Origin of the sequence: uncultured Tateyamaria sp. (assembly GCF_947494755.1) — a bacterium.
Lineage (GTDB): Bacteria > Pseudomonadota > Alphaproteobacteria > Rhodobacterales > Rhodobacteraceae > Tateyamaria.
Genome location: NZ_CANLVZ010000001.1, coordinates 374,928 through 393,438 on the forward strand (window position 1 = coordinate 374,928; position 18,511 = coordinate 393,438).

14 protein-coding genes and 1 tRNA gene are annotated in these 18,511 nt (G+C 62.2%); 7 read left to right on the plus strand and 8 right to left on the minus strand.

Annotation, left to right across the window (positions count from 1 at the left end; all coding sequences use genetic code 11):
* Positions 1 to 10 precede the first annotated feature (10 nt).
* The 3 genes from Q0908_RS01870 to Q0908_RS01880 are packed head-to-tail and all read left to right on the plus strand — an operon-like array spanning position 11 to position 2,441.
* Entirely contained in the window at positions 11 to 1,078 is a 1,068-nt protein-coding gene (locus Q0908_RS01870) for a glycosyltransferase family 4 protein (RefSeq protein WP_299280733.1), read from the plus strand.
* Positions 1,075 to 1,518, plus strand: a complete 444-nt coding sequence (locus tag Q0908_RS01875; protein WP_299280734.1) for a hypothetical protein — start codon at positions 1,075 to 1,077, stop codon at positions 1,516 to 1,518. The genes Q0908_RS01870 and Q0908_RS01875 overlap by 4 nt, the downstream gene beginning before the upstream one ends.
* Positions 1,515 to 2,441, plus strand: a complete 927-nt coding sequence (locus tag Q0908_RS01880; protein WP_299280735.1) for a hypothetical protein — start codon at positions 1,515 to 1,517, stop codon at positions 2,439 to 2,441. The genes Q0908_RS01875 and Q0908_RS01880 overlap by 4 nt, the downstream gene beginning before the upstream one ends.
* A gap of 24 nt (positions 2,442 to 2,465) precedes the next feature.
* Here Q0908_RS01880 and Q0908_RS01885 read toward each other — a convergent pair whose 3' ends face one another.
* Complete coding sequence (locus Q0908_RS01885; RefSeq protein ID WP_299280736.1) at positions 2,466 to 4,256, minus strand: caspase family protein; 1,791 nt, start codon at positions 4,254 to 4,256, stop codon at positions 2,466 to 2,468.
* Between the two features lie 201 nt (positions 4,257 to 4,457).
* Between Q0908_RS01885 and Q0908_RS01890 the strand changes: the two genes are divergently transcribed.
* Positions 4,458 to 5,060 (plus strand): OmpA family protein, encoded by a 603-nt coding sequence (locus Q0908_RS01890; protein ID WP_299280737.1) that lies wholly within the window; start codon positions 4,458 to 4,460, stop codon positions 5,058 to 5,060.
* Positions 5,061 to 5,106: 46 nt separating this feature from the next.
* Positions 5,107 to 7,260, plus strand: coding sequence for a protein kinase (locus tag Q0908_RS01895; protein ID WP_299280738.1), 2,154 nt, complete (start codon positions 5,107 to 5,109; stop codon positions 7,258 to 7,260).
* 113 nt (positions 7,261 to 7,373) lie between these two features.
* Here the strand turns inward: Q0908_RS01895 and Q0908_RS01900 are convergent, their stop codons facing one another.
* From Q0908_RS01900 to speB, 7 genes are all read right to left on the minus strand, one after another.
* The gene (locus Q0908_RS01900) at positions 7,374 to 9,275 is read right to left on the minus strand and encodes a PhoX family phosphatase (RefSeq protein WP_299280739.1); all 1,902 of its coding nucleotides are present in this window, start codon (positions 9,273 to 9,275) and stop codon (positions 7,374 to 7,376) included.
* Between the two features lie 153 nt (positions 9,276 to 9,428).
* Entirely contained in the window at positions 9,429 to 11,075 is a 1,647-nt protein-coding gene (locus Q0908_RS01905; RefSeq protein WP_299280740.1) for a sulfatase-like hydrolase/transferase, read from the minus strand.
* 6 nt (positions 11,076 to 11,081) lie between these two features.
* Positions 11,082 to 11,330 (minus strand): nitrate/nitrite transporter NrtS, encoded by a 249-nt coding sequence (gene nrtS / locus Q0908_RS01910; protein WP_299280741.1) that lies wholly within the window; start codon positions 11,328 to 11,330, stop codon positions 11,082 to 11,084.
* A 95-nt stretch (positions 11,331 to 11,425) separates the two neighbouring features.
* A tRNA-Gly gene (locus Q0908_RS01915) sits at positions 11,426 to 11,499 on the minus strand.
* 36 nt (positions 11,500 to 11,535) lie between these two features.
* The gene (locus Q0908_RS01920; protein ID WP_299280742.1) at positions 11,536 to 12,375 is read right to left on the minus strand and encodes a class I SAM-dependent methyltransferase; all 840 of its coding nucleotides are present in this window, start codon (positions 12,373 to 12,375) and stop codon (positions 11,536 to 11,538) included.
* Positions 12,372 to 14,414, minus strand: a complete 2,043-nt coding sequence (locus Q0908_RS01925; protein WP_299280743.1) for an ASKHA domain-containing protein — start codon at positions 14,412 to 14,414, stop codon at positions 12,372 to 12,374. The genes Q0908_RS01920 and Q0908_RS01925 overlap by 4 nt, the downstream gene beginning before the upstream one ends.
* Before the next feature lie 163 nt (positions 14,415 to 14,577).
* Positions 14,578 to 15,534, minus strand: a complete 957-nt coding sequence (gene speB, locus Q0908_RS01930; protein WP_299280744.1) for an agmatinase — start codon at positions 15,532 to 15,534, stop codon at positions 14,578 to 14,580.
* A gap of 118 nt (positions 15,535 to 15,652) precedes the next feature.
* On the opposite strand from speB, the gene guaB reads away from it, so the two are divergent.
* Positions 15,653 to 17,101 (plus strand): IMP dehydrogenase, encoded by a 1,449-nt coding sequence (guaB, locus tag Q0908_RS01935; protein WP_299280745.1) that lies wholly within the window; start codon positions 15,653 to 15,655, stop codon positions 17,099 to 17,101.
* A 44-nt stretch (positions 17,102 to 17,145) separates the two neighbouring features.
* Positions 17,146 to 18,303: an RsmB/NOP family class I SAM-dependent RNA methyltransferase gene (locus Q0908_RS01940; protein WP_299280746.1), complete on the plus strand. Its 1,158-nt coding sequence runs from the start codon at positions 17,146 to 17,148 to the stop codon at positions 18,301 to 18,303.
* Positions 18,304 to 18,511: the final 208 nt, after the last annotated feature.

Here is an 18,511-nt window from a genome sequence, read left to right on the forward strand (position 1 = left end):
AGAGTTGGACATGTTCAATGCCGTTTCTCCCGGTCCGGTTGAGGTGTGCTTCTACCCGGACTACCGTGACTTTAATCCCTATCAGGACCTGCTTTATCGGTCCCTTGGACCCTCTGTTATCGCGACACCGCTCGCCAGTGTTGCCGACCTTGGGTCAAGGGCCATATCGAGCCACGTTCTGCATCTGCATTGGGAGACGGCTGCCATCTCCAGCGGGGCCATGACGGCCCAGGGGTTACTGGATGCCTTGTCCGCCTTTCGCGACCGGGGTGGGCGGATTGTGTGGACCATGCACAACCTGATGCCCCACAACCCGCGAGAGCGCGCCGCCGCCGCACAGATCCGCAATGGCCTGCTGGCACTGGCGGATGTGGTGCACGTCCATTCGTTGCCTGCCTTGGCGGCGGCGATGGCGCACCACACGCTGCCCCTGGCCAAGGTCCGCATCATCGCGCATGGCAACTACGATGGGGTCTATCCCGTTGTGCCCCGCGCCACGGCCCGTACCGCACTGGGGTTGGACGGCGCGCGCATGGTGGTGCTGCTGGCAGGGCAAATGCGCGCCTACAAGTCCCCCGGCGCGCTTGTTGAAGCATTCCAACAGGTTGGCGGAGCGGATGATCGGCTGATCCTTGCCGGTCACCGCGCCTCTGACGTCAAGGATCTGTCGATCCCGGATGATCCGCGCATTATGAGCCGGATGGAATTTTTGGATGCCGACGATCTTGCGCAGGTGCACGGGGCCGCTGATGTGGTGGTGCTGCCTTACACGGACTCCCTGACATCCGGGTCTGCCATTCTGGCGCAGACCCTTGGGCGCGGTGTATTGGGCACGGACACGCCCGGTTTGCGGGACGTGGTGGCCATGCCCACCACAGGGGTTTTGTTCGATGGGGATGAATTGGCGGACGCGTTGCGGAATGCCCTGGCCGAGGGACCGGCAGTGTGGGCCGCACGTGGCAAGGCCGCAGCGCGCGCCAGCCGGGCGCGTGACTGGACCGTTCTAGGGGCCTCGTGGCGCGCGCTGTTTACGGAACTCGCCGCGTCGCCGCGCTCTGACAGAGTGATTGAACCATGACTTTTGACGCGATCCCTCCCGGTGACAACGCTGACGGATCAGACCGCCCCGCCGACGCGTTTGAGGCGGCATGGCCCTTCAACGCGGACAGCGCGCAGGTCGAGGGATTGCTGCGCAGCGACCGGTTTATGTCGATCATGCTGGTTGATGTCACGGGGCTGCACTGGGATCAGATCGCCACCTATCTGGACACCGTGCGCGAGACGGCACGAACCAAGGAAATGGTGCCGGTGTTCATCGTTGATCTGATCGACTATCGCCCTCTGATCGCGGAAAATCTGGCCTATGACACGCTGCCCAATGCGGCCCTCAACGCGCCCCTTGCACCTGAACTTGACTGGCCCAGCTACCTTGCATGGCGTCGCACCCTGTTGCGGGACAAATGGCATCCTGCCGCGATCATCACCTTGGGCCCCCACGCGGAATGGGAGGCACCATGATCGATCTTGCCACCTGTGATGTGGTGTTCCTCAGCTTTGATGAGCCCAATGCGGAGGACCATTTTGAGCGCATCCAGAAGGCGGTGCCCCGCACGCGCCGGGTGTCCGGGGTCAAAGGGTTCGACGCCGCGCATCGCCGCGCCGGAGAGGTCTGTGCCTCACCTCACGTGATCACCATAGATGCCGACAACGTGCTGCTTGACCCGGAATTCCTGTCAGCCCGCTTTGACATCGCGCCACGGGATCGCGCGCGGGTGTTTTCGTTCAGCGCGCGCAACAGGGTCAACGGGCTGCGCTATGGCAATGGCGGGGTAAAGATCTGGCCGCGCAGCACGCTGTTGACCCTCCAGACCCACGAGAACGCGGCGGGCTCAAAGGGGGCCGTCGATTTCTGCTGGACGGTGCCGTATTATCAAGTGAACCGGTTGCTCTCCGAGGTGGTTGTGACGGGATCAGACTATCAGGCGTTTCGGGCCGGATTTCGCGAAGGGGTCAAGCTGAACCTGGCGGACGGTCAGATCGCCTATGACGCCTATCCGGACCTGCCGCGGGCTGAGGCGCTTGTGACCCATATCGGGCCGCGCAACCTTGATCGGCTCAAGGTGTGGTGCTCGGTCGGGGCGGATGTGGAACGTGGCGACTGGGCCATATTTGGTGCGCGACTTGGCTGTGTCATGGCCGCACTTGAGGGGTTCAACATCGCCAAGGTGGCCGACTATGGGTGGATGGATTATTTCTGGTCCGAGCGGATTGCGCCGCACTATACCGACCCCGAGGCGCGGGCGGCACGGACCGAGGCGCTTGGGGTGCAGTTGAACGCGGCGCTGGACCTTGGACTTGATACGCTGGACGCTGCGGCCTCGGAATATTTCAAGTCGACCTTTCAGGGGCACCGGGCCTATGGGGCGATGCGCGTGGTATGACAGACAGCCCGGACAGGCGCGCGATCATTCGATCTCGATGATAAAGGCGCGGCCGGTGCGGGGCAGGTTCACATCGTTCCATTCATTACCGGTGAACTTTTCGAGGTCCATATCCTTGGTCCATCGGTAAAAGGTTGCATATTCGCTGTCGTAATCGACCCCGTTGTTGGGATTACCATAAGACCAGTTGGTGAAGGACACCGGCTGGTCGTTGACCCATGACCAGCCACCATCCGGCTCGCGGCCCTCTTTCTTTTGATAGAACCCAAAGGTGGGCCCATAGCTGTGGCGCCCTTGGCCGGCATTGCTGACCTGCCAGAACCGATCATCCCGGCTGACGAGCTGGTAAACAAAGTCGTTTTCCTCCGCATCGCTCATCACGGCGAGATATCCGCCCGCTCGTTCGGCCAATGCCTGTGCCTCGGGCCATTGCATGCGCCATGCCAGCACCCCGATGTAAAGGTGATCGCCATACCAGCCATAAAGGATCTCCCACTCCTTCAATACCTCGGCGGCGCGGATCAGCCGCGGGTCCGTTTCGACCTGCGCCAGCGCATCAGGAGCCCATTTACGTGCGTCTAGGGAGGAATATATCGGGATGGTGCCGACCTCGAGGCCCGACACATCAATTCCCATCGCGCGCACAGTGAATTCGGTCATGATGCCGGTCGAGGGCAGCTGGTTGGCTTGCTGGAAATCCGCGATTGCCTTGCGGGTTGTGTCGCCCATCACCCCGTCTGCGATGCCTGCCTCATAGCCCAAGGTGGCGAGTTTCGTCTGGATCAGCCGAATGTCGGCAACGGTCAGGCCAAGGCTTTCCTGGTCGCTGCCGCGATCCGTGCCCTCGCTTGCGAGATTTGCGACCGCGATGTTGTCGGACCGGGCGAGGGCGTCGCGTTCCTGCGCGGCAAGGCTGGCAAACTGGCTGTCGGGAAAGCGTTCCAGAAACACCGACCAGCCGCGCAGAGAGTTCATCTCGCGCACCGCCTCATACAGCGCCTGCTCGCGTTGAAAGGCGAGGGTCTGGCCCGCCTCGCCCTCACCGATCTTGAGGTAGATTTCGGTCGCCAGATCGTTGTTGATGATCGGAATCTGCTTGTCTTCGGTCTCGAGCTTCACGTCACCGATGACGCGTTTCATGACGCTGAGGATTTCGGAGTTGGGCGTGTCCAGATGGCGGGCGACCGAGGCGGCAAAGGGCGAATTCGCACCCGCCCCATCATAGGCGACCTGACCGGGGGAGGCTGAAAACACCACCATCGCACCTTGCGCAGAGGCCCTCAGCGGCACGAGTCCACGGGTCTGTAACGCCCGGCTTTCGGAAAAATTGTCCTGATAGAACGCATTGGCTAGCGGATTGTCGCGGCAGGCATCCACAAAGATCAGCGAGGCGCGCGCACTGTTCTGAACCGCCTTGATGATCGCATCAATCGGCGTCGTCTCTGACGGAATGTCAAATTCAGTGCTCAGCTTGGCATCGGTGCCAAGGAAGTAGTTGCGCCCTTCAAACTGCATCCCGTGCCCTGCGAGGTAGACGAAGGTGACGTCCGCATTCTTGTTGTCGTCCAGAAACTGCGACAGGCTTTGGCCGATTTCGGCGCGCGTGAGGTCTTCGTGCAGGGTGACGTCGAAATCAAGGCTTTCGAGGACCTCACCGATCAATCGGACGTCCGCAGACGGGTTCTGCAGGTTGGCGGCATGCGCATAGGCGCCGTTGCCCAACAGGAAGGCGGTGCGCTTTTCGGCAGTGGCAGGCAACATGCCGCCAACCAGAAAAAGCAGTGCGATCAGTATTTGAAAATTCAGTCGAATCATGACGAAGTCCCCACTTGACGTTGGGGAATGGTATCCGCGTCAGATCGGATGTCGCAACAAAATGCTGGACGCAAGGAGGACAGAGAGCTTGACCACCCGGCCAGCGCATCCCGAACCCCTGCGGCGAAAAAATTTGGCATGTGCCGCCCGGTGCGATACGCTTTGGGCAGATTGCTCATATATTTTTATGAAGGAATTCCAATGATACGCCTCGACACATTTCTGGTCGCAGCCACGGTCAGCCTTGCTGGCCTCCAGGCCCCCGCCATGGCACAGAACGCGGCCGACCAAACCGTCGAAGAGATGACGGAAAATTTCAAAAAGCAGAAAACGCGTGGATTGGTGATTGCAACGCCAAGCACCGACATCGCAACGACCGATACCGCCACGACCAATGACACCACGGTCGCCGCGACCACGACCACCACTGCGCCAGTGGCCGAAGAGCTTGCCGTGATCGTTCCAAAGGACGAGCAGGTGAACGTGAACGTGGCCTTCGACTTTGACTCCGCGGCCTTGCGCGCCGATCAAAAGCCGAAGCTGGGTGCGCTATGCGATGCGCTCAAGGCGGCTGATGTTCAAAAGATACGCATTCTGGGGCACACCGATGCGTCAGGGTCCGCCAGCTACAACGAACGCCTGTCTAAACTGCGCGCCGAAGAGGTGAAGCGGTTCTTGACCTCTGATTGCGGCTATCCGGCCGAGCGGATGGAGGCGGTGGGCGCGGGCGAGCGGTTCCCGTTCGATCCGGACGATCCGTTAAGCGATGTCAACCGGCGCGTCGAATTCCAAGCGTTGAGCTAGGCGTGAACATGGGTTGCGGCACCAAGTCCCGACGCGAGGACCGATTGTGAGTTCCAAGACCAATCGCGGCATCTTTCAAATCGGGGATGTGCTCAACAACACGTATCGCATCGACAAGGTGCTCGGCCTTGGCGGCACATCCGAAGTCTATCGCGCCAAAAGCGAGATTTCGGGCCGCGTCGTAGCGGTCAAGGCGCTGCGCACCGAGTTTTCACGCGACGAGGCCTTTCTGGCGCTGATGACCCGCGAAGAAGAGATGCGCGAGATCCGCCATGATGCGATTGTGCGCTATTACGACAACCAGCGCACCGATGATGGGCATGTCTATCTGGTGATGGATTATGTCGATGGCCCGGGTCTGGATCGCAAGCTCAAGGACGGTGGGATGTCGGCGGAGGACCTGCTGATCGTGGCGCGCCGGGTGGCCGAGGGTCTGGTTGCCGCCCATCGCAAGAATATCGTTCACCGTGATCTGTCGCCCGACAACATCATCCTGCGCGATGGTGATCCCAACGACGCGGTGATCATCGACTTTGGCATCGCCAAGGACACCAATCCCGGTGCCGAGACCATCGTGGGCAATGAGTTCGCGGGCAAATACGCCTATGCCGCCCCCGAGCAGTTGAGCGGTCAGACCGACGCGCGTGCCGATATCTACGCGTTGGGCGCGTTGTTGCTGTCGACCTTCCGGGGCAAGAAGCCCAATATCGGCAACAACCTGATGGACGTGGTCAAGATCAAGGCGCAGCCTTTGGACACCAACGGCGTGCCCGAGCCGCTGAAGTCACTGATCGACCGGATGACCACGCCAGACCGCGCACATCGCCTGCAAACCGCGCAAGCGGTGCTGGATGCGCTTGCGCCCGCTGATGCGCCCGACGACGACCGCACGGTTGTGGTACGCCGCATTGCGCCGGACCCCACGCCCGAGGCCCCCACGGTCACGCAGGCCCCCGTTGCTCCAGCCGAGACCACACCGCCTTCTGCTGCGCCCCCCAAGCGGCGGGGCATCGTGCCAATTCTGGCCGTGCTCGCCGTCGCAGCCATGGGCGCGGGCGCTTACGTGTCGGGTGCCTTGGACGGGTTGTTTGGCCCGCGATACCCCGTGGTCGATCCCTACACGCTGGTGGTGTCGCGTGCCGAGAACGAACAGCCGCTGGCGGTGGGTCATGTTCCGTCCGAATCGGCCCGCGATGCGCTGGACAGCCTGGTCGGGCAGTCGGGCGGCACTACCGAACTGACCCTGGCCACAGGGGATATCCCGTCCAGTTGGGACGCGGATGTTCTGCGCCTTGTCGATGCGGTCAGCCATCTGCCCGATTGGCGCGTGCATGCAGATGCACAGCGCGTCCAGATCAGCGGGCTGACCTACGACAAAACGGAACAGGACACGCTGACCGCAGCCCTGACCGATGGAGAGATCAAGGGCGCGCTCGATGTTGTGGCGCGCATCGACCTTGGCCCCCGGTTTCTGGACCCACAGACCTTGGCCCCGATCCTGCAAGCCCATCAGAACTGCGGCGATCTGCAGGTGATGGATGCGCCGCTAACCGGCTATCCAAACGGGGGGCAGGTGGTTGTGGCCGGGCGGCTTGAAAGTGCCGCGACCCGCGACAGCCTGTCGGATCAGTTGACGGAGGCCATCGGGGACCGCAGCCTCGCGCTTGAGGTCGACATTCTGAACCCCACGCTCTGTCTGATTGATGGCGTCCTGCCAAATGTTCCCGAGGCGGGGGTCGGCATCGACTTCAAGAACGGGGCGGACGGCGCGCTCAATGCGACGGGCGATTTCTATGTCGGCCAAAATCCGGTCATCGAGGTCATCGTCCCGCCCGAGATGACGGAGGGGTATCTGTTTGTGTCTGCCTTGGATGTCTCGGGCAACGTCTTTCATCTGCTGCCAAACCTGTTCATGACCGACAACAGCCTTGCGGACCTGCGCGCCGGGCGCGAGGGCGATCTGAGGCTTCGGGTAGCGCACAGTGCGGCGGATGGGCAGGACGGCAGCAAGCTGGCCTTTCTGGTTGATGACACCTCTCTGGGCAAAACCAAGATCATCGTCATCCACTCGGACCGCCAGATCTTTGACGGGCTGCGCCCGACAACGGAATCCGCAGGCGGCTATGCAGATGCGCTGGCCCAACGGCTCGGGTCACTCAATTCGCTGGACAGCCGCATTCTGACTACGCTTGAGCGCTGATGTGGATCGCGCCGCCAAGGTGACCGTCGACGTCACGCCCCATCATGGGCGCAAACAAGAACGGGCGCAGATTTCTCTGCGCCCGTTCGTGCCTTTGGTGCAGCCCGGTCGCTTTAGCCGACCAGTGCGCCATCCGTGCGCTTGATCGCCACGATGGAGGACCGGGGCAGGGAGCCTTCGCCATCGGGGAACGGCTCGTCCGGGTGCTGGATGCCGACGAACATCGTGCGCCGGTCACTTGACCAGGTAAGGCCGGTGACCTCCGATCCCCGTGGGCCCGTCATGAAGCGGCGGATTTCACCCGTTACGGGATCGCCCGCCAGCATCTGGTTGTTGCCCATGCCCGCGAATTCGCCTTCGTTTTCATCATCGCCGTCGGTCTGGATCCACACGATGCCGGTGCTGTCGAACTGCATCCCGTCGGGCGCGTTGAACATGTTGCCCTCGTTCACGTTGTCCGAGCCACCATAGGCGGTGTCGCCATGCACGACCGGGTTTCCGGCCATCACGTAGAGATCCCATTCGAACGTGGTCGAGGCGTGGTTGTCGCCATCGGGGCGCCAGCGCACGATCTGGCCAAAGTTGTTTTCTTCTCGTGGGTTAGGGCCATTGGCTGAGGTGTCATCCCCGCCCGCATTGGGTTTCACGCCGCGGTTCTTGTTGTTGGTCAGACAGCAATAGGCCTCGACGGCCGTCGGGTTCACCGCAACCCATTCGGGACGGTCCATGGTGGTCGCACCCACCGCGGAGGCCGCCATACGGCTGAAGATCGCGATGTTGGCCGCATCCATACCGGTTGCGGCAGGGGTCAGGGCCATCCATTCGCCCGACATGTCATCGTTGAACTTTGCGGCGTAAAGCTGGCCCTCGCTTAGCAGCGTCGAGGTGTCCCCGCCGGGAACGTATTTGTCGCGGCTGAGCCACTTGTAAATGAACTCGCCCCGCTCATCGTCTCCCATATAGACCGCGACCCGGCCATCGGGCGTCAGCGCGCAGGCGGCGTTCTCGTGCTTGAAGCGGCCCAGGGCGGTGTGCTTGATCGGCGTGCTGTCGGGATCGGCGGGATCGATTTCCACGATATAGCCAACACGGTGCGGCTCGTTCGGGTTTTGGCTCACATCAAAGCGGGCGTCCCACTTGTGATAGTCATATCCCCAACCCTCTTCGCCGATGCCGTAGCGGGTGTAGCCGGCGGCCAAAACTTCGTCGGTGGGCAAGCCGTCGGTGGAGCCGAAATAGCCGTTGAAATTCTCTTCGCAGGTCAGATAGGTGCCCCAGGGCGTGCGGCCCGACCCGCAGTTGTTCATTGTACCAAGCGATGCAGTCCCGGTCGGATCGGCCTCGGTTTTCAGCAAGTCATGGCCTGCGGCGGGGCCGTCGATGGTCATGGGCGTATTGTGATGGATGCGGCGGTTGTAGGGGCTGTCGACGACGACCTCCCAGCCATCGGGGCCTTCGGCGACTTCCATCACCGTGACACCCTGCAATTGCTGCAACAACACGACGTCTTCGGCCGAGGCGGGGACGCCCTCTTCGGTGTTGGGCAGGTTGATCTTGCGATTGGCGTATTCGCTGTTCACGGCGATCAGCTCGGTGCCACCGCCGATGTTAAACAACTCCATCCCGTCCGTGTTCTCGCCGAACACCCGGTCCGACCCGGCGGAGGGGACACCGTTGGCGGCGTCAAAAGCGGGTGCATCGGAAAACAACGGATCGCCCCACCGCACCATCACCTTCCATTCGTATCCATCGGGCACATGGACGGTGCCGTCTGTCTGGATGGGCAATTGTTCAAAGGCGAAGCGGTCGGATTGACCGGCCATCGCCGCGGTCCCTTTCAGCATAGAGGTGCCCATGACAGCAGCACCAGAGCCAAAGGCAACCACGCCGCCCATGAACCCACGGCGCGAAATCGCGGCCTCGACCACGCGGTCGAAGTCCTGAACGTCAGGGCGGGGAAAGTTCATCTCGTCCCACTCATCAGGGGACATGGTGGCTAGGTCGATATCTTTCATATCTGGCTCCGTAGGGCTGGAATGTTGAGGCGCGAAATAGCGCGTGATCAGGGCTTAGCCCGGCTTTTCAACACATTTGTGACATGGGCGCAGAAAGACCGGTGCGTTATTCTCGCAGGGCGCGAAATACTGGCGGGTCTTTGCCGATACGCCTCAGTCTTTCGGCAGGTGGTTCTGCCGGGCGGGGCCGCGATATTTCTCGGTCAGTCGCGCCTCGACCTCGCTGCCGTCCTTGAGGAAGGGCAGCACGCCTTTGGTGGCTGATGCGCCGCGCGAGGTGACGATATCTGCTTCGGATTTGGTGACCCGTTGCGACATGCGCAGGCCCCACTCGTGCAGATATCCGGTCAGCCGTGCGATGACGTCTTGATGCGTGTCGCTTTTGGCGAGGTCATTGAATTCCTGCGGGTCCTCGTGCAGGTCAAACAGCATCTCGCGCAGGCTGTCCGCAGCGCAGTGCATAAGTTTGTAGCGCCCATCGAACACCATGAAGAGGCGGCAGTCGCGCGGGGCGAGGCCGAGTTTTGCGGCGGGCGGTTGGGCGGAGAAATCGTATTCCGAGATCACGTAGTGCCGCCAGTCCGGAGCCTCGCCACGCAGCCAGGGCAACAGGCTGCGCCCTTCGATGATGTGGTCGGGCACGGTGCCACCTGCGGCCTCGACAAAGGTGGCGGCCAGATCAATGGATTCGACCAGCACGTCCGAGACCTTGCCGCGGGTGCTGTCTGCCGCGCCGCGCGGATCGTAGAGGATCATCGGCACCTTGACTGAAGGGTCGTGAAACAGGTTCTTTTCCCCAAGCCAGTGATCGCCCAGATAGTCGCCATGATCCGAGGTGAGCACGATCATGGTGTTTTTGTCTTGCCCTGTCGCCTCCAGATGGTCGAGCAGGCGGCCCAACTGGTCGTCGCACTGTTTGATCAGACCCATATAGGCGGGGATCACCTTGGCGCGGACCTCTTCATCCTGAAAGGCACGGCCTACGGGGCCGTTCATGAAGGCATCAAAGATCGGATGTGCATCGACGCGCTCGGCGTCACTGCGCACCGGAGCGGGCACGTGGTCGGGCCCGTACATCGACGCATAGGGTTCGGGCACGATATAGGGCCAGTGCGGCTTGATATAGCTCAGATGCGCGCACCACGGCCCTTCGATTGCGTCGATGAATTTGATCGCCTCAGATGTCAGCCAGGGTGTCTCGCTGTGTTCCTCGCGGATATTGGCGGGCAGGTCGGTGTTGTCGAACATCCAGCCGGATGCGATCTGGCCGTCCTTGATGCCCGCATTGGCGTAATCCGCCCAAGGGTTCGTGCCGTCATAGCCTTGCGACTTGAGATATTCGTTGTAAGGGCTTCGTTTTTCATCATAAAATCCGTCAGGCCCTTCGGCCCAGAGCCCATCGTCACGCACCCAGGGGTCAAAGCCGCACTCGGACTGGCGCACCCCGATCACGCTGCCCGGATCAAGGCCAAGGCGTTCCATACCTGCGGCGTCTGCCCTCATATGGGTCTTGCCGATCAGGTGGCAGGACATGCCGAGGCGGCGCAGATGATCGCCCATCGTCTGCTCACCCACCCGCAGCGGAAAGCCGTTCCAATGCGCCCCATGGCTCGCCGCATAGCGCCCGGTATAATAGCACATGCGCGACCCGCCACAGATCGGGGATTGCACGTACGCATTGGTGAACCGCATGCCTTTGGCCGCGACCCGGTCGAAATTGGGGGTGTGCAGGGTGGGATGGCCTGCGCAGCTGAGGTAGTCGAACCGCAACTGGTCATACATCACGAACAGAATGTTCAAATCGGGCTACTCTCCGAGGGTTTGCAGCCGATCCCGTACGGCCATGACCGAAGAGTAGGTGGAGACGGAGTAGGGCACAAGGAAGGTCAGCATGCATTTGGCCCAGGCGATGGGGGTCATCGCACCGCTCGCCATTTTGTCCCCGTGGTTGATCAACGCAATGACGATGCCCACGATCAGCGCAATCTTGGACGCGCGCCGCATCACGGTCGGGTCGGTCGCGATGGACCAGAAGGAAGGGATTACCTCAGCCATGGGATCGACATGGCGCAGGTGGCCCCGTGTCACAAGCCATGCGTCAGCGGCCTCACGGATCGGTGAGAGCTCGTGTCTGATCTGTGATGGGTGGTTGGAGCGGGTAACGAGAATCGAACTCGTAACTAAAGCTTGGGAAGCTGCCGTGATACCTTTTCACCATACCCGCGCGCTGATCGTGGGATAGGCAAGGCGGCGGTTGCCGTCAAGCCGATTTGCGGGCGGTGAACAGATTGATACAGGCCGGGATGCGCACTCTGTCGCCCTGCACATATGCCGCAAAACGAGCCGCAATCGCAGTACCGAGGGCTGCCCGTTGTGCCTCATCCGCCTCAAAATGGCGCAAGGCGCGATCAGCGGGGCCAATATCGCAGCACAGGTTGGCGACGTCCGTGAGGCTGCCTTGCGGGGTGAGATGCAGGTCGATTTCGTCCGCCTCGATCTCGACCAATCCGGCGGTCTCCAGCATCGCACAGGTCCGCTCCGCGTCCTCAAAGGCGAACGGGCCGGGCAGGGAGCGATCCACTTTGGGCATGCGGCCCAGCACCTCGGCAGCCGCTGCGGCGGGGTCCATGAAAAACGGGTTTTGCGGGGCAGGCCCCCACGCGGCAAAGGTCATCACGCCGCCCGGTTCCAGCGCGCGGCCCATGTTTGCGAACGCCGCCGCACTGTCGTCAAAGAACATGACCCCAAAGCGCGAGATCAACGCATCATAGAGCGGGCCTTCAAAGCTGTGACCTTGGGCGTCTGCCTTGATCAGATCAGTATTCGTGCGTCCGTCCAACCGGGATTGTGCCAGCGCCAGCATGGAGGTTGCGATATCGACACCGGTCACGTGGCCGTCTTCTCCGACCTGCTCGAGCGCATCCAGAACGCTGGCCCCCGTGCCGCATCCGATGTCGAGGACGCGCATCCCCGGCGTCAACGACGCATGGGTCAACACCAGATCCAGCACTGGCTGCATCAGGGCATCCATCTGTTCCTGCAAGGCGACCCAAGCGGGGCCTGCGCTGACGTCCCAGAATTCTTCCTGATCCGTGTTCATGCTGTGCGCCTCCTGCGGCGGCGGCCGCCCCCTTCGCTGTCGCCGCCTGTGTTAAAGCTGACATCGGGCAGGGAGACCACGCTGTTCAGGATGGGAAAGGGATCGGCCGAGTTGGGAATGGCCGAGGCGTTGACGAAATGCTCCTGAAAGCGCGGCTCGATGGCCGTCTCGACCTTGTGGATGCGGCGCACCGTCTCTTCGATCTCGCGCCGTGCGTCCCGGTTCAGCAGAGCGATACGTGCGCCTGTGCCTGCGGCGTTGCCCGCCGAGGTCACCTTGTCGAGCGGCGCGTCGGGGATCATCCCCAGCACCATCGCGTGTTTGGGTGAGATATGCGCACCGAATGCCCCGGCCAGCACCACGCGATCAACGCGATCAACCTCGAACTTGTCCATCAACAGGCGCGCCCCGGAATAAAGCGCGGCCTTGGCCATCTGGATGGCGCGGATGTCGGGGTTGGTGACGGTAATGCGCGGCCCGCCCGTGGCCGTCCCGTCATGCAGCAGATAGGAATGGGTGCGTCCGTCCTCGATGCAGCGGTCGGTGCCGGTCTGGGCCGCACTGCCGATCAGGCCCGACGGATCGAGCAGGCCCGCAAGCCGCATCTCGGCAATCGCCTCGATGATGCCCGAGCCGCAAATGCCGGTGATCCCGCTGGCGGCCGCGGCATGATCAAAGCCGTCCTCGTCCGACCACAGATCGACACCGATGATGCGAAACCGGGGCTCTTTGGTGGTGGGGTCAATCTCCACCCGTTCGATGGCACCGGGGGCGGCGCGCTGACCGGAGGTGATCTGTGCCCCTTCAAAGGCAGGGCCGGTGGGGGACGAACAGGCCAGCACTTTGTCTTTGTTGCCAAGCAGGATTTCGGCGTTGGTGCCGACATCGACGACCAACACGAGGTCTTCGGATTTGTCGGGCGCTTCGCTGAGGGCAACGGCGGCGGCGTCCGCGCCCACATGGCCCGCGATGCAGGGCAGCAGATAGATGCGGGCAGAGGGGTGGATGTTGAGGTCGAGATCATCGGCGCGCAGGCGCATGCTGTCGGATGTCGCCAGCGCGAACGGGGCTTGTCCCAATTCGAAAGGATCGATGCCCAGAAAGAGGTGGTGCATGACCGGATTGCAGACAAACACCGCATCCACGATCAGTCCCTTGTCGATATGGGCCTCGGTTGCGATCTGGGTGAACAGTGCATTCATGCCCTCGCGCACCGCGCGCGTCATCTCACCGGCACCGCCTGCGTTCATCATACCGTAACTGACCCGGCTCATCAGGTCTTCGCCAAAGCGGATTTGCGGGTTCATGATGCCGGAAGAGGCGACAACCTCGCCCGAAATAAGATCACACAGATGGGCGGCGATAGTGGTCGAGCCGAGATCGACCGCAAGGCCATAGACCGTCCCGTCGTAATAGCCCGGCCAGACATGCATGATGCGAGGTGCGTTTTCCTCGTCGCCCAGGTGGATTGCGGCGGTGACCTTCCACGCGCCTTTGCGCAGCACAGGCTGCAAGGTCTGCAGGATATGCAGATCGGCATGAATGTTCGTGATGCCCCAATCGGCTTCAATGGCGCGCACCAGACGCTCGAGGTCCCCCGAAGGCTCGTGCATGTCCGGCTCTTCGACCTCAACATAATAGAGCTTGGTTGAGGGGTTCATGATGATGTCGCGCGCTTCCGCCCGCTTGCGCACCACCTGCTTGTGCACCTGGCTTTCGGGGGGGACGTCGATCACCACATCGCCCTGCACGGTGGCCTGACACCCAAGGCGACGCCCGTCGATCAGGCCACGCTTGGATTTGTAGCGCTCTTCCACGGTGTTCCACTCCGACAGGGCGTCCTCCTCGACCGTTACGCCGTGCTTGGAGAACTCGCCGTAGCTTGGGGTGATCTGGCATTTCGAACAGATCCCGCGCCCGCCGCAGACGGAATCAAGGTCCACCCCCAATTGCCGGGCCGCCGTCAGGATCGGCGTGCCGGCGGGAAAGTGTCCGCGTTTGCCGGACGGTGTGAAAACGACAAGTGGATCGGTGCTCATGCGGGGCCTCGGGTCTTGGAATTTCGGTCACAATACCGGGGCGCACGCTGTGCGAAAGGGGACAAACGACATCCTCGCCGAATGCAGCGTCGTATTTGGATGGAAACCGACCCTCCGGCGGGAGGCCGCAGGCCGGGGGTCTGGCCCCTGATCGCTGCTGACCCTAGTGATGACCGCGTGCATGAAAGACAAACCCAAGCAGGTTCATCAGCACCTGGGCCGCCAGAACAGCCGTGCTGCCTGTCGGGTCATAGTCCGGTGCTACCTCGACCAGATCGATCCCGACCACGTCATGGGAGCGGCTGACCCGCTGCAACATCTCGAGCACATCGTAATAGAGAAACCCACCATGGCTCGGGGTGCCGGTACCGGGTGCAATGGATGGGCAAAAGGCGTCGATGTCGATGGTGATGTAGACCCGCACGTCCTTGGGAAGTCGCGCAACGACCCCGTCGGGGCCCAGGGCGCGGGCCTGGCGCACCGACAGGATGTCGGCACCCATGGCGCGCGCATCGGCATATCCTTCTTTCGCGGTCGAGCTGACATTGCGGATGCCCACTTGCGTCAGGCCCGTCACGTAAGGCTGCTCGGCGGCGCGGCGCATGGGATTTCCGTGACCGTGCCGCACACCGTGCCGCTCATCCACGAAGTCGAGATGCGCGTCGATCTGTAGAATGTGGATCGGCCCCTGATCATCAAAGGCCCTGATGCAGGGGATGTTGATCGAATGATCCCCACCGATGGTGACGGGCAGCGCCTTTGCGGCGAGTGCCGCCCGCACGCCGGTTTCGATGTTGCGGTGCGATCCTTCGGTGTCGGTGTGGATGATGTCCGCATCGCCCATGTCCACGATCCGCACGCTTTCGGGCAGGTAGGTCGCGTCATCCTCATGATCATAAGCGCCGGCATGCCCGAAGCTGAACAACGTGGACGCCTCGCGCACTGCCCGCGGACCAAAACGAGCGCCTGACCGCCACTGGGTTCCCGCATCAAAGGGCGCGCCAAGGATGGCCACATCGGCGTCCAAAGCGCTCCAATCCTCGACATATGGCCGTTTGCCAAAGGTCGCGATCCCCACAAAGGGCAGGTTCAACCGCCCAGCATCATATCCATGTGTCATGGCGCGCACTCTGATCGCGCGGGCCGGAACGTGCAAGACGCGCGATTGCCCCTTTCCATTCAACCCGGCCCGTGAAATAGGGACGTGCCAACTGAAACTCCCTGTTGCGAGGTGTGTGATGGAGATTCGTGAGGCCCTTACCTTTGATGATGTTCTGCTGGTTCCGGCCGCGTCGAACGTGCTGCCAAGCACGGCCGACACCCGCACCCGCGTCACACGCAGCATTGATCTCAACATCCCGCTGCTCAGTTCGGCCATGGATACCGTGACCGAAGGGCGCATGGCCATCGCGATGGCGCAGGCCGGCGGCATGGGCGTTGTCCATCGCAATCTGGACATCGAGGCGCAGGCCCGCGAGATCCGCCGCGTCAAACGGTTCGAAAGCGGGATCGTCTATAACCCCATCACTTTGCGTGCGGATCAGACCCTGGCCGATGCCAAGGCGCTGCAAGATCGCTACCGGGTCACGGGTTTTCCGGTCGTGGACGATCAGGGCCGTGTGGTGGGCATTGTGACCAACCGCGACATGCGCTTTGCCAGTGACGACGCGACCCCCGTGTCCGTCATGATGACCTCTGATAAGCTCGCCATCCTCGTCGAACCTGCGGACCGGGACGAGGCCATCAGCCTGATGAAATCGCGCCGGATCGAGAAGTTGCTGGTCACCGACAAGGGAGGCAAGCTGACGGGGCTGCTGACCCTCAAGGACACTGAACAGGCGGTTTTGAATCCAACGGCTTGCAAGGACGGTCTGGGCCGTTTGCGTGTTGCTGCCGCGTCGACCGTTGGCGATGCGGGGTTTGAGCGCGCCGAGGCGCTGGTGGATGCTGGGGTCGATATGATTGTGATCGACACTGCCCATGGACATTCCGAAGGGGTGGCCGAGGCGGTGCGCCGGGCCAAGAACCTCTCCAATGAAGTGCAGATCGTTGCGGGCAATGTGGCCACAGGTGCCGCCACCCGCGCGCTGATCGATGCGGGTGCGGATGCGATCAAGGTCGGTATCGGCCCCGGCTCGATCTGCACCACGCGCATGGTGGCCGGGGTTGGCGTGCCCCAATTGACGGCCATCATGGACTGCGCGGCGGCGGCGGGTGATGTGCCCGTGATCGCGGACGGCGGCATCAAGTTCTCGGGCGATTTTGCCAAGGCCATCGCGGCGGGCGCGTCCTGCGCCATGGTCGGCTCCATGATCGCAGGAACGGACGAGTCGCCCGGCGAGGTGATCTTGTATCAGGGCCGCAGCTTCAAATCATATCGCGGCATGGGCTCGCTTGGGGCCATGGCACGCGGCTCGGCGGATCGCTATTTCCAGAAGGATGCGGCCAGCGACAAACTGGTGCCCGAGGGGATCGAAGGGCAGGTGCCCTACAAGGGCTCGGCCGGGGCAGTCATTCACCAGCTTGTCGGCGGATTGCGCGCTGCGATGGGATATACTGGCTGCGCTACCGTCGAAGAGATGCGCAAGAATTGCGCCTTCGTGAAGATCACGGGCGCGGGCCTCAAAGAAAGCCACGTGCATGATGTGCAGATCACGCGCGAGTCGCCGAACTATCGGGTTATGTGATATAACAGGCGCTTATAGCGTTACATTAAAGTAAGGACGGAGCCATGACACCCGGCGCACGCGTGGCTGCGGCCATCGAAATTCTGGACGCCATTGTCGCGGGTCAACCGGCGGAGCAGACACTGACCCGGTGGGCGCGGGGCAACCGCTTTGCAGGCTCCAAAGACCGTGCCGCGATCCGTGATCACGTTTTTGATGCGTTGCGCCACTGGCGCAGTGATGCGCTGCGCGGTGGCGGCGTCACGGGCCGTGCGCGGATGATCGGCCGTATGCGCGGGGCAGGTCTGGATGTGGATGCGGTCTTTGACGGCGTCGGGCACGCCCCCGCACCGCTCAGCGTTGAGGAGCGCGCCGCGGGGCAAGCGCCAGAAATGCAGGGTGATCGATGGGATATGCCGGATTGGCTTGTCCACATCTTCAAAGACAGCCTTGGCGACAGCGCAGAGGCCACTGCAATGGCACTGACCGAACGGGCCCCAATATCCTTGCGGGTCAACACCGCCAAGACGGATGTGGCTGCCGCGCGAGAGATGCTCGCCTCTGACGGGGTCGAGACCGCGCCCAATGCCCGCGCTGCGACGGCGTTAACCGTGATTGAGGGGCCGCGCCGCGTCCGTGGCGCGCGCGCGTTCAATGAGGGTCTGGTCGAGATGCAGGATGCCTCCGGGCAGGCCGCCATCGCACAGTTGATCGGGCAAGGCCGTGCCCTTGATTATTGTGCAGGCGGCGGGGGCAAGGCGTTGGCCTTGGCCGCGCAGGGCTGGACCGTGAGCGCCCATGATATCAACCCGTCAAGGATGCGGGATCTGCCCGCGCGTGCGGACCGAGGCGGGCACACGATCGAGGTTTTGGCCCCCGACGCGGTGGACCAAAGCGCGCACTTTGACCTTGTTCTGTGCGATGCTCCCTGTTCGGGCGCTGGCACATGGCGCCGCGCGCCCGAGGCGAAATGGGCGCTGACACCTGCGCGTCTGGAGGAGCTTGTGGCGTTGCAACGTTCCGTTTTGCAATCGGCGGTGCCTCTGGTCTCGGAAAAGGGCGTCTTGGCCTATGCGACCTGCTCGGTTTTGCAGGCCGAGAACGACGCTCAGATCGCTTGGTTTCTGGATGCAAACCCGGACTGGGACGCCTTGAGCATGACGCATTGGCCAGTGGATGATCAGGGGGATGGCTTCTTTCTGGCACGGCTTGCGCGGCGCTGACGGCGACACAACCTTAAGCATAGAGACAATCGGTATGGTTGTGCTAAGGTGCTCCGAGCGCCTGTTTCTATATGTCGATTAAGTCGCAATTAACGGGTTTGCAGGCACAACACGTGCAACGAATCGACAAGGATGAGGTTTTTGGTGACCGATAGCGCGCTCTCCCCGGCCACGAACTCTCGGTTTTCGCAGATGCGCAGTACCCATG

Coding starts and splice junctions, on each gene's coding strand:
- guaB (WP_299280745.1), top strand. CDS start 15,653: ATGGAGATTCGTGAGGCCCTTACCTTTGATGATGTTCTGCTGGTTCCG.
- Q0908_RS01875 (WP_299280734.1), top strand. CDS start 1,075: ATGACTTTTGACGCGATCCCTCCCGGTGACAACGCTGACGGATCAGAC.
- Q0908_RS01925 (WP_299280743.1), bottom strand. CDS start 14,414: ATGAGCACCGATCCACTTGTCGTTTTCACACCGTCCGGCAAACGCGGA.
- Q0908_RS01940 (WP_299280746.1), top strand. CDS start 17,146: ATGACACCCGGCGCACGCGTGGCTGCGGCCATCGAAATTCTGGACGCC.
- Q0908_RS01885 (WP_299280736.1), bottom strand. CDS start 4,256: ATGATTCGACTGAATTTTCAAATACTGATCGCACTGCTTTTTCTGGTT.
- speB (WP_299280744.1), bottom strand. CDS start 15,534: ATGACACATGGATATGATGCTGGGCGGTTGAACCTGCCCTTTGTGGGG.
- Q0908_RS01890 (WP_299280737.1), top strand. CDS start 4,458: ATGATACGCCTCGACACATTTCTGGTCGCAGCCACGGTCAGCCTTGCT.
- Q0908_RS01870 (WP_299280733.1), top strand. CDS start 11: ATGTTCAATGCCGTTTCTCCCGGTCCGGTTGAGGTGTGCTTCTACCCG.
- Q0908_RS01920 (WP_299280742.1), bottom strand. CDS start 12,375: ATGAACACGGATCAGGAAGAATTCTGGGACGTCAGCGCAGGCCCCGCT.
- nrtS (WP_299280741.1), bottom strand. CDS start 11,330: ATGGCTGAGGTAATCCCTTCCTTCTGGTCCATCGCGACCGACCCGACC.
- Q0908_RS01900 (WP_299280739.1), bottom strand. CDS start 9,275: ATGAAAGATATCGACCTAGCCACCATGTCCCCTGATGAGTGGGACGAG.
- Q0908_RS01880 (WP_299280735.1), top strand. CDS start 1,515: ATGATCGATCTTGCCACCTGTGATGTGGTGTTCCTCAGCTTTGATGAG.